The organism is Cupriavidus sp. 05T41 (assembly GCF_056396525.1).
The window spans coordinates 1-15717 of the sequence record NZ_JBFTLQ010000012.1 but is presented as its reverse complement, the minus strand read 5'-3'; the positions used below and the strand labels follow the sequence as shown (position 1 = coordinate 15717).

Annotated in this window: 17 protein-coding genes; 11 read left to right on the top strand and 6 right to left on the bottom strand. The window is 67.6% G+C overall.

Annotated features, from left to right (window positions below):
• Nucleotides 1–44 precede the first annotated feature (44 nt).
• The 4 genes from AC1DKV_RS09820 (at nucleotide 45) to AC1DKV_RS09805 (ending at nucleotide 3621) form a co-directional block, all read left to right on the top strand.
• A complete protein-coding gene (locus AC1DKV_RS09820; RefSeq protein WP_441643211.1) occupies nucleotides 45–497 on the top strand; it encodes a GNAT family N-acetyltransferase in 453 nt (150 codons plus the stop codon).
• Nucleotides 497–1123 (top strand): FMN-dependent NADH-azoreductase, encoded by a 627-nt coding sequence (locus AC1DKV_RS09815; RefSeq protein ID WP_441614072.1) that lies wholly within the window; start codon nucleotides 497–499, stop codon nucleotides 1121–1123. The genes AC1DKV_RS09820 and AC1DKV_RS09815 overlap by 1 nt, the downstream gene beginning before the upstream one ends.
• 375 nt (nucleotides 1124–1498) lie before the next feature.
• Entirely contained in the window at nucleotides 1499–2494 is a 996-nt protein-coding gene (locus AC1DKV_RS09810) for an alpha/beta fold hydrolase (RefSeq protein ID WP_441649728.1), read from the top strand.
• A gap of 119 nt (nucleotides 2495–2613) precedes the next feature.
• Nucleotides 2614–3621, top strand: coding sequence for a bestrophin family protein (locus AC1DKV_RS09805; protein ID WP_441613976.1), 1008 nt, complete (start codon nucleotides 2614–2616; stop codon nucleotides 3619–3621).
• Between the two features lie 16 nt (nucleotides 3622–3637).
• Here AC1DKV_RS09805 and AC1DKV_RS09800 read toward each other — a convergent pair whose 3' ends face one another.
• Nucleotides 3638–4510: a sigma factor-like helix-turn-helix DNA-binding protein gene (locus tag AC1DKV_RS09800; RefSeq protein WP_441613975.1), complete on the bottom strand. Its 873-nt coding sequence runs from the start codon at nucleotides 4508–4510 to the stop codon at nucleotides 3638–3640.
• A 195-nt stretch (nucleotides 4511–4705) separates the two neighbouring features.
• Here AC1DKV_RS09800 and AC1DKV_RS09795 point away from each other — a divergent pair, with 195 nt between their 5' ends.
• From AC1DKV_RS09795 to AC1DKV_RS09775, 5 genes are all read left to right on the top strand, one after another.
• Nucleotides 4706–5167, top strand: coding sequence for a carboxymuconolactone decarboxylase family protein (locus AC1DKV_RS09795; RefSeq protein WP_441613974.1), 462 nt, complete (start codon nucleotides 4706–4708; stop codon nucleotides 5165–5167).
• A 301-nt stretch (nucleotides 5168–5468) separates the two neighbouring features.
• Nucleotides 5469–5948, top strand: coding sequence for a carboxymuconolactone decarboxylase family protein (locus AC1DKV_RS09790; RefSeq protein WP_441613973.1), 480 nt, complete (start codon nucleotides 5469–5471; stop codon nucleotides 5946–5948).
• Nucleotides 5949–5952: 4 nt separating this feature from the next.
• Nucleotides 5953–6378: a cupin domain-containing protein gene (locus tag AC1DKV_RS09785; RefSeq protein ID WP_441613972.1), complete on the top strand. Its 426-nt coding sequence runs from the start codon at nucleotides 5953–5955 to the stop codon at nucleotides 6376–6378.
• Nucleotides 6379–6421: 43 nt separating this feature from the next.
• Nucleotides 6422–7393: a LysR family transcriptional regulator gene (locus AC1DKV_RS09780; RefSeq protein ID WP_441613971.1), complete on the top strand. Its 972-nt coding sequence runs from the start codon at nucleotides 6422–6424 to the stop codon at nucleotides 7391–7393.
• Nucleotides 7394–7521: 128 nt separating this feature from the next.
• Nucleotides 7522–7830 (top strand): hypothetical protein, encoded by a 309-nt coding sequence (locus AC1DKV_RS09775; RefSeq protein WP_441613970.1) that lies wholly within the window; start codon nucleotides 7522–7524, stop codon nucleotides 7828–7830.
• 35 nt (nucleotides 7831–7865) lie between these two features.
• On the opposite strand, the gene aliA is transcribed toward AC1DKV_RS09775, so the two are convergent.
• From aliA to badH, 4 genes are all read right to left on the bottom strand, one after another.
• Nucleotides 7866–9485 (bottom strand): cyclohexanecarboxylate-CoA ligase, encoded by a 1620-nt coding sequence (gene aliA, locus AC1DKV_RS09770; protein ID WP_441613969.1) that lies wholly within the window; start codon nucleotides 9483–9485, stop codon nucleotides 7866–7868.
• Between the two features lie 48 nt (nucleotides 9486–9533).
• The gene (gene aliB / locus AC1DKV_RS09765; RefSeq protein ID WP_441613968.1) at nucleotides 9534–10685 is read right to left on the bottom strand and encodes a cyclohexanecarboxyl-CoA dehydrogenase; all 1152 of its coding nucleotides are present in this window, start codon (nucleotides 10683–10685) and stop codon (nucleotides 9534–9536) included.
• Nucleotides 10686–10774: 89 nt separating this feature from the next.
• The gene (gene badI, locus AC1DKV_RS09760) at nucleotides 10775–11557 is read right to left on the bottom strand and encodes a 2-ketocyclohexanecarboxyl-CoA hydrolase (RefSeq protein ID WP_441613967.1); all 783 of its coding nucleotides are present in this window, start codon (nucleotides 11555–11557) and stop codon (nucleotides 10775–10777) included.
• 37 nt (nucleotides 11558–11594) lie between these two features.
• The gene (gene badH, locus AC1DKV_RS09755) at nucleotides 11595–12362 is read right to left on the bottom strand and encodes a 2-hydroxycyclohexanecarboxyl-CoA dehydrogenase (protein WP_441613966.1); all 768 of its coding nucleotides are present in this window, start codon (nucleotides 12360–12362) and stop codon (nucleotides 11595–11597) included.
• A 136-nt stretch (nucleotides 12363–12498) separates the two neighbouring features.
• Between badH and AC1DKV_RS09750 the strand changes: the two genes are divergently transcribed.
• The gene (locus AC1DKV_RS09750) at nucleotides 12499–13017 is read left to right on the top strand and encodes a MarR family winged helix-turn-helix transcriptional regulator (protein ID WP_441613965.1); all 519 of its coding nucleotides are present in this window, start codon (nucleotides 12499–12501) and stop codon (nucleotides 13015–13017) included.
• A gap of 306 nt (nucleotides 13018–13323) precedes the next feature.
• Nucleotides 13324–13662: a DUF190 domain-containing protein gene (locus tag AC1DKV_RS09745; protein WP_441613964.1), complete on the top strand. Its 339-nt coding sequence runs from the start codon at nucleotides 13324–13326 to the stop codon at nucleotides 13660–13662.
• A 24-nt stretch (nucleotides 13663–13686) separates the two neighbouring features.
• On the opposite strand, the gene AC1DKV_RS09740 is transcribed toward AC1DKV_RS09745, so the two are convergent.
• A complete protein-coding gene (locus AC1DKV_RS09740; protein WP_441613963.1) occupies nucleotides 13687–15171 on the bottom strand; it encodes an MDR family MFS transporter in 1485 nt (494 codons plus the stop codon).
• Nucleotides 15172–15717: the final 546 nt, after the last annotated feature.

Below are 15717 nucleotides of genomic sequence, written 5' to 3'. Positions count from 1 at the left end.
CCGCGGCCCCGCTACATTGGCCGTACGCGCTTAAAGGAACCAGCATGAACGCACCCATCGACATCCAGCATCTCGAATCCCGGCCAGACTGGCTGGCCGCCTTCCCCGTCATGAAGGCGCTGCGGCCGCACCTGCGGGACGCGCAAGCCTTCGCCAGCCAGCTCGAGCGGCAGCACGCCCAGGGCTACCGCTTGCTGGCCGCGCGCCAGCACGGCGAGATTCTCGGCCTGGCCGGCTACCGCCTGCAGGAAAACCTGATCTACGGCCGCTTCGTCTACGTCGACGACCTCGTGGTGGCCGCATCGCTGCAGCGCTCCGGCCTCGGCGCGCGGCTGCTGGACGCGGCGCGGCAACAGGCCGTGGCACGGGACTGCACGCATTTCGTGCTCGATACCGGGCTGCACATGGCACTCGCGCAGCGCTTCTATTTCCGCCAGGGCCTGCTGGCACGCGGCATGCACTTCGTCGAAGCGCTGTCGCAAGGGAGCGAGGCATGATGCGCGCACTGCACGTGAATGCCAGCCCGCATGGCGCCGCGAGCCATGCCCACCGCCTGGCCGGCGAACTGATTGCCAGCCTGCGCGAGTCGCACGGCCCGCGCGCGACGGACTTCCCGCTGATCGTGCGCGACCTCGCGCAAGAGCCGCCGCCGGCGATCGACAAGGCCTACGCAAGCGCCATCACGATGCCACCGGGCAGCAAGCCGGACGCCGCGGCGTTGGCGTGGTCCGAGCGGCTGATCCGCGAGCTCGAGGAAACCAGCCTGCTGGTCATCAGCACGCCGATGCACAACTTCACCGTGCCGGCCTCGCTCAAGCTGTGGATCGACTACGTGCTGCGCATCCACCGCACATTCGCCGCGACGCCGGCCGGCAAGGTCGGGCTGCTGCGGGACCGGCCGACATTCGTGCTGGTCGGCTCCGGCGGCCACATTGCCGGCGAGCGCGCACGGCAGCCGGATTTCCTGACGCCATACCTGCGCCACGCGCTCGCCGCGATCGGCATCCACGACGTGAAGTTCGTGCTGCTGCAGGGACTCGTCTTCGGCGACACGGCCGTGGCCGAGGCGCTCGCGGCGGCCCGCACAAACATCGCGGCCGAGCTGCCGCGCCTGCTCGGCTAGCGCGCTGACCGGGTCCGGGCGGCCGCGGCTGGCGGGCGTCGGGGGCGCTCCCGCCCGCACCAGCCGTCTTCCGCGGCCATCCCTTTCGCGTAAAGACAAGCGGCGGCGCAAGCACGCAGCCGTGCGCGGCGCTCACGGATTGGTGCCGTCCGGACAACAGCATGAGCCCCTGTGCGTATCTACCGCCGGGACGGCGGCACTCGTACGATGCGTTCCTTGCCGCGCAACGCATTTTGCGACGGGCCACCTCGCTGTACATCGTTCCATTCGCGCCGTTACCCCGTCAACGGCACAGTCTCCCTTCGCCCGGCCGGCCGGCCAGGGCCCGGTGAATCGACAGCGATCGCGATGCCAATCACCACCGGAGCATGAAACATGAAGCGTGAACCTCTCCTCTCTGCCGACGGCGCAGGCCGGCGAAACCTGATGCTCGGCGGCGCCGCGGCAACGATCGCAACCGTCCTTCCGGCCGCCGCAGCGGCCGCCACCGGCCGCGTGCCCACGTCAGCCCCCGTTCGTGGCGCGGCCGGAAACCAGTCCGCGGACAGGATCACCACCAAAGACGGCGTCGACATCTACTATAAAGAATGGGGCCCCAGGAGCGGCCCGGCAGTCACGCTCAGCCATGGCTGGCCGCTTTGCTCGGACAGCTGGGAAAGCCAGGCATTCTTCCTTGCGTCGAACGGCTTCCGCGTGGTCGCGCATGACCGGCGCGGACACGGCCGTTCCAGCCAGCCCTGGGACGGCAACGACATGGACCACTACGCCGACGACCTGGCCACGGTCATCAATACCTTGAACCTGAAGAACGTGACGGCGATCGGCTTCTCGACGGGGGGCGGCGAGGTCGCCCGGTACATCGGCCGCCACGGCAGCGCTCGCGTGGCAAGGATCGGCCTGATCTCGGCGGTGCCGCCGCTGATGGTCAAGACCGCCGCCAACCCGGGCGGCGTGCCGATAGAGGCCTTCGACGGGATCCGCGCGGCGATGATCGCAGACCGCTCGCAGCTGTTCCGGGACATCGCGAGCGGGCCCTTCTATGGCTTCAACCGTCCCGGCGCAAAGGCATCCCAAGGGATGATCGAATCATGGTGGCTGCAGGGCATGACGGGCGGCTTCAAGAACACCTACGACTCGGTTCGCGCGTTCTCGGAAACGGACTTTACCGCGGACCTGAAGAAGTTCGACAAGCCGACGCTGATCGTGCACGGCGACGACGACCAGATCGTGCCGGTCGATGTGGGCGGGCGCGCGTCGAAGACGCTGGTCCCGCATGCCATCCTGAAGATCTACAAAGGCGCGCCGCACGGCCTGACCGAGACGCACAAGGATCAGCTCAACCAGGATCTGCTGGCCTTCCTGCGTAGCTGACCGGTCCCTCGGGAGCAGATCGGCGGGCGCACCTGTGGCCGCCGGGCTGCCTCCGGATTCCTTGCCGGCGGCCCGCACCCCGGCCCTGCGCGCTGCCACACTGCCGCGAGATGCATACCATGCACCTGGGAAAGTCGTACACGTTGTCCGAGTTCGTGTTCTGGTCGAGAAGGCAGATCTATGCCTTGCTCGTATGCGGTGCGCTGCCCATTTTCCTCTATCAGTTCCTCGGGCTGAAATGGCTGTCGATCCCGCTGCCGGTTGTCGTGCTGCTGGGCACGGCCACGTCGTTCATCGTCGGCTTCAAGAACGTGCAGACCTACAACAGGGCACTGGAGGCGCAAGAGATCTGGACTGACATCCTGAACGGCAGCCGTTTCCTGGCCGTCATCTGCCGGGACTTCCCGGCGACGCCAACGGCCGGCCGGGAACTGGTGCTGCGGCATTGTGCATGGTTGACGGCGCTGCGCTACCAACTGAGAAGCCCCAGGGTCTGGGAGAACGCCGACAAGATCTTCAACGTGGAGTACCGGAAGTACTACCGGATTTCCGAGTGGGAGATGCCGTTGGAACAGGCGCTTGCGCCGTACCTGCCGCCGGCCGAGCTTGCGTCGCTTCTGCAAGCCGACAACAAGGCAACCAGCCTGCTGGGCGCGCAGGCCGCGGCGGTCAAGCGACTCCTGGCCGCCGGCGAGATCAGCCACCCTTTCTATATGGAATTCCAACGGACGTTCCGGGAGTGCTTCCAGCAACAAGGCAGGGCGGAGCGTATCAAGGAGTATCCGTATCCCAGGCAATACGCAGTCATCAATGTCCTGTTTGTACGTTCCTTCTGCTTGCTGCTTCCCTTCGGCATCCTCGCGGAGTTCGAGAAACTCAGCGAGCGCGTTACGGGGATCATGCACGGCAACATGATCTGGCTGGTCATTCCGTTCAGCGCGATGATCTCCTGGATGTATCTCGCGCTGGAACAGGTGGGCGAAAGCACGGAGAACCCGTTCGAAGGAAACGCCAACGATGTGCCCATCACACGGATTTGCCGGCAGATCGAATGCGAACTGATGAACCTCCTGGGCGACGAGCCCGTGTCGCCCGAGCCGGAGTCGGACGGCCACATCGTTCTCTAGTCTCTAGACGAACAGCCTAGAAGGACGGGACCCCCGCAAGCTTGTCGGGATTGCGCACGACGTAGATCGTGGCGATGCGCCCCGCGTCGATGCTCAAGGCGTGTGCCGATTCGATCTTGCCGTCCACATAGCGCAGGAGGCCCGGCATGCCGTTGATGCGGGCCGCCCGGTAGCGCACCCGGCCCGGTACCGCGCGCAGGGCGGACCGGTAGACGCCGGCAATCCGGGCCGCGCCGCGCAGGACGCGCCCGCGCGATGGCCCCTTGCCGTCGCCGTCGGCAACCAGGACGGCGTCTGGCTCGAGCATGGACCGCATCGCCGTACAGTCGCCGGCGCTGGCGGCCTCCATGAAGCGCGCCAGCAATGCGCGATGTTCCTGTCTGGATGCGTCATAGCGCAGCCAGCTTGCGCGGACGTGCTCGCCGGCGCGGTCCACGATCAGGCGGCAGGCCGCGCCGGTCTTGCCGAGGACGGCGGCGATTTCCTCGTAGTCCAGGTCGAACGCCTGGCGCAGCAGAAACGTCGCGCGCTCGTCGGGAGAGAGGCGCTCCAGGACCCAGAACAGCGCCCCGGACAAATCGCTCGCCAGTGCCGCCTCGGCCTGCGGGGTGTCTTCGCAAAGCTCGACCAGCGGCTCCGGCAGCCACCAGCCGACGTACTCCGCCTGCTCTTGCCCGCGCGAACGCGGGCGATCGATCGGCAGCCTTGTCGTGACCGTGACCAGCCATGCCTGCGCGGAAGGCATGCGGGCATGGTCAGCCTCCTGCCAGCGCAGCCATGCGTCCCTGGCCACGTCCTCGGCCTCGGCCTCGGCACGGATGCCGAGCATGCGATCGGCGATGCCGATCAGGCGGGTTTTCAGCGCGGCGAAGGTCTCTGCGATATCCATAAGCCAGGGGCCATATGAGGAACATTCACCTTAGACGCGCCAGCGCGTTGCCCTGTGACACCGGGCGGACACCGGACCTGCCGGCGCGATGCAGCGAAGTTTTCGCCATGACTGTCACAAGCGTGTCCTGCCCGCCGTCTTACGGATAAGCAAGGCGCAGAGGGCTCCTGCCAAACAAGACGAAAGGTAAATATCATGACTGCAGCACGTATGGACTTCTTCAATCTGGCGCCGGCGAACCTGAAGGCGATGATCAATCTCTCCGGCTCCGTCAAGCAGAGCTCGCTCGGGCCCCGCCTGGTGGAACTGGTGCAGTTGCGCGTATCCCAGATCAATGGTTGCGGCATGTGCATCGACATGCACTGGCGCGACCTGGTCAAGCAAGGACTTGATCCGCGCCATCTCAATGCCGTGGCCGGCTGGCGCGAAGCACCGTTCTTCAACGCCCGCGAGCGCGCCGCGCTGGCCTGGGCGGAAGCCGTCAACGCACTGCCGCATCGCGACGACACGGATGCGGTCTACCCGGAGCTGCGCGAGCAATTCAGCGAGACCGAGATTGCCGAACTGCTGTACACCATCGCGGCGATCCGTGGCTGGAACGTCATGAACCTGAGCCTGCGCAACCAGATTCCGGAAGTGCCGGCGCCTGGCTTCTGATCGACCCGCAGGTCCACGCCACCCTGGCACGGTGCCCTGCGCGCATGCGCGGCGCGTTTCCGTGCACGCACCAATCGGCCCGCCTCGCGTCCTGTCCGGTGCCGGCTGTCGCGGCAATCGCGCGCGCCATGCGCAGGGCATGGTCGGACGCAAGCGATTGGTGCCGAACGGGAAACAATGTGATCCCCGCGGCGTATCTAGCGCAGCACGGCTTCGACACCTAGGATTCGTCGTGTCCGGCGGATATGGCCGGCGCCCTGGCCCTCCGGGGCCGTATCTTCAAGTTCGCCAGGAAAACATCATGACGCAACGCCTGAACTACATGCAGCAATCCCCCGAGCTCCTCAAGAAGCTTATCGGAGTCAGCATGCTGCTGAATGACTCGAAGATCGAGCCGAACATCCGCCACCTGGTCGAGATCCGCGCATCGCAGATCAACGGCTGCGCCTTCTGTGTCGACATGCATATCAAGCAAGCGCGCATTCACGGCGAACGCGAACTGCGCCTGCACCACCTCGCCATCTGGCGCGAATCGACGTTGTTCGCGCCGCGCGAACGCGCGGCACTCGCATGGACGGAAGTGCTGACCAAGATTCCCGAGCATGGGGTGCCGGACGAGCTCTACGAGCGCGTGCTCACGCAGTTCTCGGAGAAGGAGCTTTCCGACCTGACGTTCCTGGTGATGGCGATCAACGCCTGGAACCGCGCCAACGTGGCCTTCCGTACCTCCCCTGGCTCGGCCGACAAGGAGTATGGTCTGGACAAGGCCAACCTGGAGTGATGCCATGAAGTTCACCAAGCGATTCACGGCTGCGCTGTTCCTGCTGTCCTCGCTCGCGGGCGTGCAGTCCGCCAACGCCGCACAGGACGCACACGACGCACACGACGCCATCGTCACGCCCGTGCTTACGCAGCCTTTGCCCGAATTCCCCGGCAAGGAGGCGCTGATGATCACCGTGGTCTATCCGCCCGGCAGCAAGGATCCCGTACACCGGCACAACGCGCATGCCTTCATCTATGTGCTGGAGGGCAAGATCATCATGGCCGTCAAGGGTGGCAAGGAAGTCACCCTGACGCCGGGCCAGACCTGGCATGAAGGCCCGGACGACGTGCACACGGTGGGAAGGAACGCCAGCAACACAAAGCCGGCCAAGTTCGTCGTGCTGCTGATCAAGGACAAGGACGCACCGGTGCTGGTCCCGGAAAAATAGCCGGCGCCTGTCACACGCGGGCGGTATCCAACGTCTTGCGGGCATGGATATTTCTTTTATCGCCCCGGACTTGCCCGGCGATGCGCTCGCCACCAGTTTCGCAACGAGTTACGCCGGTGTGATCGCCTTTATTGCCGTCGTCAGCGAAGGCAGCTTCGCCAAGGCTGGCGTCCGCCTCGGGATCGGCCGTTCCGCGGTCAGCCGCAACGTGCAGAAGCTTGAGACGCAACTCGACGCGCGGCTGTTCGTGCGCACGACGCGCTGTACCTCGCTGACGCGCGAAGGGAAGCTGTTCTACGACAACTGCCGTCCGGCCATCGAGCGCATCGCGCAGGCACTCGGGGACATGCGCGAGCTGCGCAACGGCCCCCCGCGCGGTCATCTGCGCGTGCGGGCAACGACAGGGTTCGGACGCAAGATTGTGGCGCCCCTGCTCTGCGGATTCCACGCCAGGTACCCGGAAATCTCGCTGGACGTTCAGCTCGACGACCGCCCCGCCGATTTCGCGGCGGACCGCATCGACGTCGCATTTCGCGACGGCAGAATGGAAGACAGCCAGGTGATTGCCCGGCAGCTGATTCCGATGCAGATGCTGGTCTGCGCCTCGCCGGCATATGCACGCATGCACGGGTTGCCGGACTCCATCGACGACATTGCCCGCCATCCTTGCATCAACCTGCGGACCGCGGGCGGCCGCGTGCGGAGCTGGGAGTTCAAGGCCGACGGCGCTGGCATCACGCTGCTGCCGCCTTCGCGGCTGACATTCAACGATGCGGACCTGGTGCTGCAGGCGGTGCTCCGCGGCCAGGGCATTGCGCAGCTGGCGGCCTACCAGATCCGCGAGCTGCTTCGCACGGAACAGCTCGTGCACTGCCTTGCCGGCCATGCACCCGACGACAGCGGCCACTACGTGTGCTATCTCAGCCGCAAGCATCTCCCGGCGCGGGTCCGGGTGTTCGTCGACTACATCGCGGAGCAGACGCGGCTGCTCGATCTCCGGATCCCGCTTGCCTGATGGTGTCCCGGAGACAACAGGGTGTGTTGCGGTGCGCGCCTGCTCCGGCCGGGTCGCCGCGCCTGCCAAGGAACGCCGGCACGCCCTGCAAAGGCCGCGCCCGCGCCGCCCGAAACTATGTGGATAGCATGCCTTTAGATGACCGCCTCGAGATGACGAGGCTTCGTGCTGCGGAAGCAGCCCAGCGGGATGATGCACGGTTGTGGAGGTGGTTCTCCGACAGCATGGAGGACCGCAGCATCTCGTGCCGGCTCACGCGCCAGGACGCCTGGCAGATCAGCGTGAACGGGTGCAAGATTGCGCTCGACAAATCATTCGACGTTGCCGTGCGGACTGCGTACGCGCTTCTGAAGCCGCTGGCTTGCCGGCCGCCGATGCAACCGGCGGCCGACCCGCGCGATTCGCGGCAAACCGCTCCCGTTGCCGAGAGCCAATAGCCGACAGCCGACAGCCAATTGCCGGCCGCCGGCCCTCAGCCGCGCAACTCCTCGCGCAAGCGGAACTTCTGGATTTTCCCGGCCGGCGTGCACGGCAGCGCCTCCCGCACCACCAGCCGCTCCGGCACATACTGCTGGGTCAGCTTGTGCGCCTTGAGATAGGCGGCCATGGCGGCCATGTCGAACGCGCAGCCCGGCCGCGTCACCACGAATGCGCAGGCGCGCTCGCCCAGCCGCTCGTCCGGGTAGGCCACGATGGCCACTTGCGAAACGGCGGGATGGCGGTACAGCAATGCCTCGACCTCCACCACGGGAATGTTCTCGCCACCGCGGATGATCACGTCCTTGCTGCGCCCGTCGATGCGGATGAAGCCGTGCGCATCGATCCGGGCCAGGTCACCGGTATCGAACCAGCCGTCGGCGTCGGTGTCGTTCAGGTGCGGGCGCCGCAGGTAGCCGCCGAAGTTCGAGCACGAGCGCACCAGCAGCCTGCCGGTTGCGCCGGCGGGCTGCTCCGTACCGGCTGCGTCCACCACGCGCACCGCCACCCCGGGCAGCGGGCAGCCGTCGGTGTTGACGGCACGCTCGTCGTCATCGTCCAGGCGCGTGGTGGTGACCGCGCCCATCTCCGTCATGCCCCACGCCGACACCACCTTGGCCCCGAGCGCTGCGCGCGCCTGCTCGACCAGGGCGCCGGGAATCGGCGCGCCGGCGCACAGGAAGGTGCGCAACGTCGGGATCGCCAGGCCCGTATCGGCTACGGCCCTGGCCAGGTCGGAGAGGAACGGCGTGGACGCCATGGTAAAGCTCACGCCTTCCCCGCGGATCAGCTCCAGCGCCCTGCGCGGCTCCCAGGTATCGAGCAGCACCACACTGGCGCCGAGCATGAGCGGCATCATCAGCCCGTACATGAAGCCGGTCTGGTGCGCCATGGGCGAGGCCATCAGGATCACGTCGCCGCTGCCCAGGCGCATGCGTTGCGCGTAGGGCACGATATTGGCCATCAGCGTATTGGCCGAGTGCAGCACGCCCTTGGGCTCGCCGGTGGTGCCGGAGGTGTAGATCAGTTGAGTGATGTCATCGGGCCCGGGGCGATGATGCACTGGCGGCGCAGGCGCATCGTCGCCCGCCTGCAGCAGGGCTTCGAAGGCATTGGCGCCGGCGCCGCCGATCACCAGCAGGTGCTGCAGGTCCGGCAGCGACGCGCGCAGGCCTTCGAGCATGCCCTCATGGTCAAACCCGCGGAAGCGCCTGGGCACCACCACCACCTTGCTGGCGGCGTGCCGAAGCATGAACGACAGCTCGCGCTCGCGCAGGATCGGCATGAGCGGATTGAGCACCGCGCCCAGCCGCGAGCACGCCAGGTACAGCGCGGTGAACTCCCACCAGTTCGGCAGCTGGCAAGACACCACATCGTCCCGCCCCACGCCGAGCCGGGCCAGCCCGGCGGCGATCCGGTCCGCGCGGCCGGCAAGCTCGCGGTAGCTCAGCCGCACGGTGGCGCCGGTTTCCGCGCGCACCGCGCTCAGCGCAGTCTTGTCCGGCCAGCGGGACACGCAATCGTCCAGCGCATCATTGATGGTGCGGTCCGGCCACAAGCCCTGCGCGATGCTGGCGGCGCGGCGCGGTGGCAGCAGGATGGCGTCGAATGCCATGGCGTGTCTCCTCGTTGCTGTCGTTGTCATGGATGGCGCAAGCGCAGGTCAGGCCGGCACCGCGTCCCGGCCCGCGCGCGTGCGGGCGATGATGGTCTTCATGATCTGCGCGGTGCCGTCGCCGATCTGGAAACCGAGCACGTCGCGCAGGCGCTGCTCCATCGGGCCGCGGTCGTAGCCGCCGTGGCCGAACGACAGCAGGCACTGGTGCACCACGTCGTAGGCGAGCTTGGGCGCCCACCACTTGCACATCGCGGCTTCGGCCGTATGCGGCAGTTCGCGGTCCTTCATCCACAGCGTCTGCAGGCACAGCAGGCGCGCGGCCGTCACCTGCGTCTCGAAATCCGCCAGCGGATGCGACACGCCCTGGAACGCCGACAGCGGCTTGCCGAACGCCTCGCGCTGCGCCACGTATTCCCAGGTTTCGTCGAGGCTCGCCTTGGCCACCGCCAGCACCTGCAGGCCGATCAGCGCACGCGAGAAATCGAAGCCCTGCATCACCTGCACGAAGCCCTGGCCCTCCTTGCCGAGCAGGTGACTGACCGGGACGCGCACGTTCTCGAAGAAGATCGAGCCGCGGCCGATGGCGCGCTGGCCATGGCAATCGAAGCGGCTGGTGGTGATGCCCGGCAGGTCCATCGGCACCAGCAGCGCCGAGACGCCGCGCGCGCCGGCCTCTACCGTGCCGGAGCGCGCGAACACGACGGCGGCGTCGGCCTGGTCGGCGGCGGAGATGGAGGTCTTTTCGCCATTGAGGACGTAGTGGTCGCCATCGCGCTCCATGCGCAGGCGCAGGCTGGCCGCGTCGGAGCCGCCGCGCGGCTCGGTCAGCGCAATGGCGAACAGCGCTTCGCCCCGGGTCAGGCGCTGCAGCCAGGGGCGTGCGATCTCCGGCGCGGCATGCTGGGCCAGGATCTGCCCGTTCAGCGAGGCCAGCAGGTTGATGTAGGAAATGCTGAGGTCCGCGCGCGCCACCGCTTCGTGGATCACGCCGGCCGCCAGGCAGCCGAGGCCCTGCCCGCCGTACTGTTCGGGCAGTTCGGGCGCGATGAAGCCCATCTGGCCCATGTCGCGCATCAGCGCGCGGTCCAGCACGCGGGTCCGGTCGCGCTCCAGAAATCCGGGCGCGATGCGGTCGGTGGCAAAGCGCCGGGCATGGTCGGCCAGTGCGGCCAGGTCTTCGTCGAGATAGGGGTTCATGATGTCTGCGGCCTGCGGAATGTTGTATTGACGCGCGCCCGCCGGCCGGGCCGTGCGGGCGTGCAGCGCGTACCGTGGAGGCGCGCGGCTTACTTCGCGTACCTGCGGAAGTCCGGCTTGCGCTTTTCCTGGAAGGCCGTCACGCCTTCGCGCGATTCTTCCGTGTCGTAGTAGAGCTTGAGCGCATACATGCCCATGCCGGCGATGCCACTCTGCTGGGCAGTGTCCATGTTGAAGCTGCGCTTGGCGATGGCCAGCGCCGTGGGGCTCTTCTCCATGATCTCGTCGCACCATTTCTGCACTTCGGCATCGAGCTGCCCGTGCGGCACGACTGCGTTGACCAGGCCCATGGCCAGCGCCTCGGCGGCCGGGTAGCGCCGGCACAGGTACCAGATCTCGCGCGCCTTCTTCTCGCCCACCACGCGCGCCAGGAACGCCGTGCCGTAGCCGGGATCGACCGAGCCCACCTTCGGCCCCACCTGCCCGAACACGGCCTTGTCCGAGGCGATGGTGAGATCGCAGATGGTGCACAGCACATTGCCGCCGCCGATGGCATAGCCCTGCACGCGCGCGATGACTGGCTTGGGCACGTCGCGGATGGCGTTGTGCAGTTCTTCCATCGGCAGGCCGATGGTGCCGCGGCCGTCGTACTGGCCTTCGTGGGCGGACTGGTCGCCGCCGGTGCAGAAGGCCTTCTCGCCGGCGCCCGCGAGCACGATGGCACCGATGGCACGGTCGTAGCCGGCGCGGTTGATGGCGTGGATCAGCTCGTCGCAGGTGCGCCCGCGGAAGGCATTCATCTTCTCGGGGCGGTTGATGGTGATCCACGCCGCGCCGTTGCGCACTTCATACAGGATGTCTTCGTAGTTCATGGTGCTTGTCTCCAGGGTTTCGTTGGCGAGTGCGGGCTCAGCCGTTCATGGTCAGGCCGCCCGACACGCTGAGCACCTGCCCGGTGACAAAGGCAGCGTCGTCGCTGGCAAAGAACACGATGGCGCCGGGCAGGTCGTCCGGCTGGCCGATGCGGCCCAGCGGGATCGAACGCGTGAACGCCTCGATCAGCTTTTCCGGGTTGCCCGCGCCCTGCTTGTAGTCCTCGAACAGCGCGGTGTCGGTCGGCCCCGGGCACACCACGTTGACGGTGATGCCGTGGCGCGCGTGCTCGCGTGCGATGGTCTTGGAGAAGGACACCAGCCCGCCCTTGCACGCGGCGTAGACCGCCTCGCCGGACGAGCCCACGCGCGCCGCGTCGGAGGCGATATTGACGATGCGCCCGCGCCTGCGCTCCACCATGCCGGGCAGCACGGCGTGGTGCATGTGCAGCGCCCCGGTCAGGTTGATGGCGATCAGGCGGTCCCATTGCGCCGGCTCGGTCTTGGTGAACGGCTTGAACACATCCCAGCCGGCGTTGTTCACCAGCACGTCGACCGGACCGAACTTGTCGACGACCGCGGCTACCGCGGCGTCCACGCTGGCGCGATCCGTGATGTCGCAGCGAAACGCCTCCGCGCGGCCGCCTTCGGCGCGGATCTGCTGCGCCACCCGGTCTGCCGCTTCGGGGTTGAGGTCCAGCACCGCCACCGCGGCGCCCTCGCGAGCGAAGCGCCGGCAGCTTGCCCCGCCGATGCCGCCGCCGCCGCCGGTCACGATGACCGTCTTGCCTTCAAGTCTTTGCACAATGTTCTCCTTTCAGGGTCCCGGGTGCTATCGTGCGGCTGAAGCGCCGCGCGGCACCGTTTAAATAGGTAAATATGTTGACGTATATTAGGAGGACATCTGGAACAATGCAAGCCCGCCTCATCAGGAAATAGCCATGGTTAACCCCGAATTTGACGATGAACTTGGGCCATCCGCACGCACGGAGATGGCGAACAGGTTGTTCTTCCGCCTGTACCAATGTGCAAATATGTTGCATAAAACGGGATCGAGAGCCGTAGAGGCGGAGGGCCTCACCACGCAGCAGTGGGCGGTGCTCGGCGCGCTGTCGCGACCGCAGGCGGCCGCGGGAATGAGCGTGGGCGACCTCGCCCGCTACCTGATGGTGAGCCGGCAGAACCTGTCGGGCCTGGTGAGCCGCATGGAGCGCGACGGGCACCTGAGCATGGCTCCCGACGGACGCGACCGGCGTTCGCGGCTGGTCACCATGACCGAGAGCGGACGCGACGTGTGGCTACGCCTGGCCCAGCCCAAGATCCGCGACTACTACGCGCGGGCGCTGACCGATTTCTCGACAGGGGATATCACCCACACGCTGCACTACTTGCTCAAGCTGCTGGAGAACATGAAAGCGCTGGATGACGAAGGGACCGCCGCGCAGGACACGCAGGATTGAAGGCGCGATCATGCGAAGGCGCGGTGGCGGGCGCGGTATGGGCGGCGATATTCCCCGCGTTCTCAATACAGAAACGATTGGCGTCTGCCGCCTTCCAGCGCGAATTTGTCTATGGCCAGTCTGCCAGTCTCACGTATTGACGAGACCAGGGTTACCCCAGAAATTCATCAAGGTGTGCCAGAAGGAACACCTGAGACCGGCCCACGGCTGGCCTAGACTTCAGGCAGGCGCCCAGCCCGGCGCCAGGCATCCGTGCCGCGGTCGCGCCATGGGCCTGCCGCCGCGGGGCCCGCAAGGGGGGCTATCGTGCAAGGCTTCCAGCTGACACTCTTCACCATCGAAAACCGCCGGCATCACGGCAAGCAGTTGTCGCACTGGCTGCTGCAGGTCCTGCGCGAGCTGCGCATCCGCGGCGCCACGCACCTGGTGGCGGCCGAAGGCATCGGCCACGACCGCCGCTTTCATAGCTGGCATTTCCTGGAACTGGCCGACCGGCCGGAAGAAATCACCGTCATCGCCACCGGCGAGGAAGTGGAGCGCCTGTTCGCGCGGCTGGCGGAGGAAGACGTGCAGGTGTTCTATGCCAAGACGCCGGTCGAGTTCGGCTTTCTCGGCAAAGGCGCGACGGGGGCCGACAGCCCGTGAAGCTGCCGGCTCCTGCCCGCCACGTCAGTCCATGCTGGCCGCGACGGTCGTCGTCTTGCTGCCGCGCAGCGTCGCTTCCGGCAGGCGCATCACCAGGAACGGCGCCACCAGCGACACCGCCGCGCTGAGCACGAAGAGAATGCGGAACGCCGTCTCGGCGGCGGCCCGCACGGCACCGGCGTCGGCCGCGTCGCCGCCCACCATGGCGCGGTGGAACATGCTCGTCAGGATGTCCTCGCCGCCCTTCAGGTCCGACACGCCCATGCCGCCATGGCGCAGCAGCCCGATCAGCACCGTGGTCAGCACCGCCACGCCCACCGCGCCGCCCAGCATGCGCGAGAACGCCGTCAGCGCGGTGGCCACGCCGACCTGCTGCGCGGGCACCGCGTTCTGGGTCGCCACCAGCCCGCTGGGCAGTTGCAGCCCGATCGACAGGCCGAGCGCGATCATCACCAGGGCGGTCAGCACCACCGCGTGCGGATCGACGAAGGCCAGCGCCAGGATGGCCAGCGGCGCGATCAGCGAGCCGGCCAGCTGGAGCGGCTTGTAGCGCCCGCTCCGGGTCATCAGCCGCCCGGAGATAAAGGCGCCGAACGGGATGGCCAGGGTCAGCGGCACCAGCCGCAGCGCCGCGGTGTCGGCCTGCGCGCCGCCCACCACCTGGAAGCGCAGCGGCAGCAGCACCGACATCGCGATGAGCTGGAAGAAGCACAGGAACAGCGTGATGCAGCAAATCGCCACCGTGGGCACGCGCAGCATGGCCAGCGGGATCATCGGGTCGGCCACCCGCTTTTCCTGCCACACGAACAGCACCAGCGCGACCAGGCCGGCCAGCAGCAGGCCCAGCGTCTGCGGCGCCAGCGCCGACTGGCCCTGCCCCAGGCGGGTGAGGAACACCAGCACGCCGGTCAGGCCGCCGCCGAACAGCAGCGCGCCGACATAATCGATGCGGTGGCGGCGCCCGCCCACCGGCAGGTGCTTGAGCGCGCGGCGCACCACCACCAGCGCGATCAGTGCCAGCGGCAGGTTGATCCAGAAAATCCAGCGCCACGACAGGAAATGCGCCAGGTAGCCGCCGATCACCGGCCCGGCCATGCTGGCCACGGCCCATACGCCGCTCACATAGCCCTGGTAGCGGCCGCGGTCGCGCAGCGGCACCACGTCGGCAATGGTCGCCTGGGACACCGAGATCAGCCCGCCGCCGCCGAGTCCCTGCAGGATGCGCGCGATGATCAGCTGGGGCATGGTCTGCGCCAGCGCGCAGGCGATCGAGGCCAGCAGGAACAGCACGATGGCGAAGGACAGCACCGAACGGCGCCCGAGCAGGTCGGAGAGCTTGCCGTAGATCGGCGTCACCACGGTGGACGCCACCAGATAGGCGGACACCACCCACGCCATCACCTCGAAGCCGTTGAGCTGCAGCGCGATCTCCGGCAGCACCACGGCCACGATCGACTGCTCCAGCGCACCCAGCAGGATCGCCAGCATCAGCCCGAAGATGACCTGCATGACGGGCACCGGCGGCACCGCGGGCGGACCGGATGCGCGGCCGTCGCGCTGGCCGCCGTTTGCCGCGCCTTGCGGGGAGGAGGCCGATGCCGCTTGCAGGGCAGGCAACAGTGGAGGCGGAGACGGCGGGAACGACGGCGGGGAGACGGCGGTCATGGGCGGGCGGGGGGAGAGGAACGCGGGAAAGGACATCGAGTGCAGGGCCGGCGCCACCGGCGCGGGCGCGGGCCCCCGACGGCAGCAGACGGCACCAGGCGGCCCCGCTCATGTCTGTTTTGGGATACAAGGGCGTTATTGTAGGCCGAAGCCTCCCGCCCTGCACCGCGTCTTTCCCGCCCGCATCGTGCCCCGCCCTGCGGGGCACGGCCTTAGAAGGATTCCCAGTCGCCGTTGGCCACCGCCAGGTTGCCGGCTGCGGCGGCACGCGGTACGCGGCGCGCCACCGGAGCGGCCGCGGCGGGCCTGGATTGGCGGGTCACCGGCAGCGACTTGGCCGACAGCACCGGCTCGCGGCCCTGGCGCACTACCGGGGCGCGGGCCTTGCTC

Bases quoted from the DNA above. Each gene is read 5' to 3' on its own strand.
- AC1DKV_RS09800 (WP_441613975.1), bottom strand. From the start codon at position 4,510: ATGGATATCGCAGAGACCTTCGCCGCGCTGAAAACCCGCCTGATCGGC.
- AC1DKV_RS09785 (WP_441613972.1), top strand. From the start codon at position 5,953: ATGAAGTTCACCAAGCGATTCACGGCTGCGCTGTTCCTGCTGTCCTCG.
- AC1DKV_RS09775 (WP_441613970.1), top strand. From the start codon at position 7,522: ATGCCTTTAGATGACCGCCTCGAGATGACGAGGCTTCGTGCTGCGGAA.
- badI (WP_441613967.1), bottom strand. From the start codon at position 11,557: ATGAACTACGAAGACATCCTGTATGAAGTGCGCAACGGCGCGGCGTGG.
- AC1DKV_RS09820 (WP_441643211.1), top strand. From the start codon at position 45: ATGAACGCACCCATCGACATCCAGCATCTCGAATCCCGGCCAGACTGG.
- AC1DKV_RS09815 (WP_441614072.1), top strand. From the start codon at position 497: ATGCGCGCACTGCACGTGAATGCCAGCCCGCATGGCGCCGCGAGCCAT.
- AC1DKV_RS09805 (WP_441613976.1), top strand. From the start codon at position 2,614: ATGCACCTGGGAAAGTCGTACACGTTGTCCGAGTTCGTGTTCTGGTCG.
- aliA (WP_441613969.1), bottom strand. From the start codon at position 9,485: ATGGCATTCGACGCCATCCTGCTGCCACCGCGCCGCGCCGCCAGCATC.
- AC1DKV_RS09780 (WP_441613971.1), top strand. From the start codon at position 6,422: ATGGATATTTCTTTTATCGCCCCGGACTTGCCCGGCGATGCGCTCGCC.
- AC1DKV_RS09795 (WP_441613974.1), top strand. From the start codon at position 4,706: ATGACTGCAGCACGTATGGACTTCTTCAATCTGGCGCCGGCGAACCTG.
- AC1DKV_RS09810 (WP_441649728.1), top strand. From the start codon at position 1,499: ATGAAGCGTGAACCTCTCCTCTCTGCCGACGGCGCAGGCCGGCGAAAC.
- AC1DKV_RS09790 (WP_441613973.1), top strand. From the start codon at position 5,469: ATGACGCAACGCCTGAACTACATGCAGCAATCCCCCGAGCTCCTCAAG.
- AC1DKV_RS09740 (WP_441613963.1), bottom strand. From the start codon at position 15,171: ATGCAGGTCATCTTCGGGCTGATGCTGGCGATCCTGCTGGGTGCGCTG.
- aliB (WP_441613968.1), bottom strand. From the start codon at position 10,685: ATGAACCCCTATCTCGACGAAGACCTGGCCGCACTGGCCGACCATGCC.
- AC1DKV_RS09750 (WP_441613965.1), top strand. From the start codon at position 12,499: ATGGTTAACCCCGAATTTGACGATGAACTTGGGCCATCCGCACGCACG.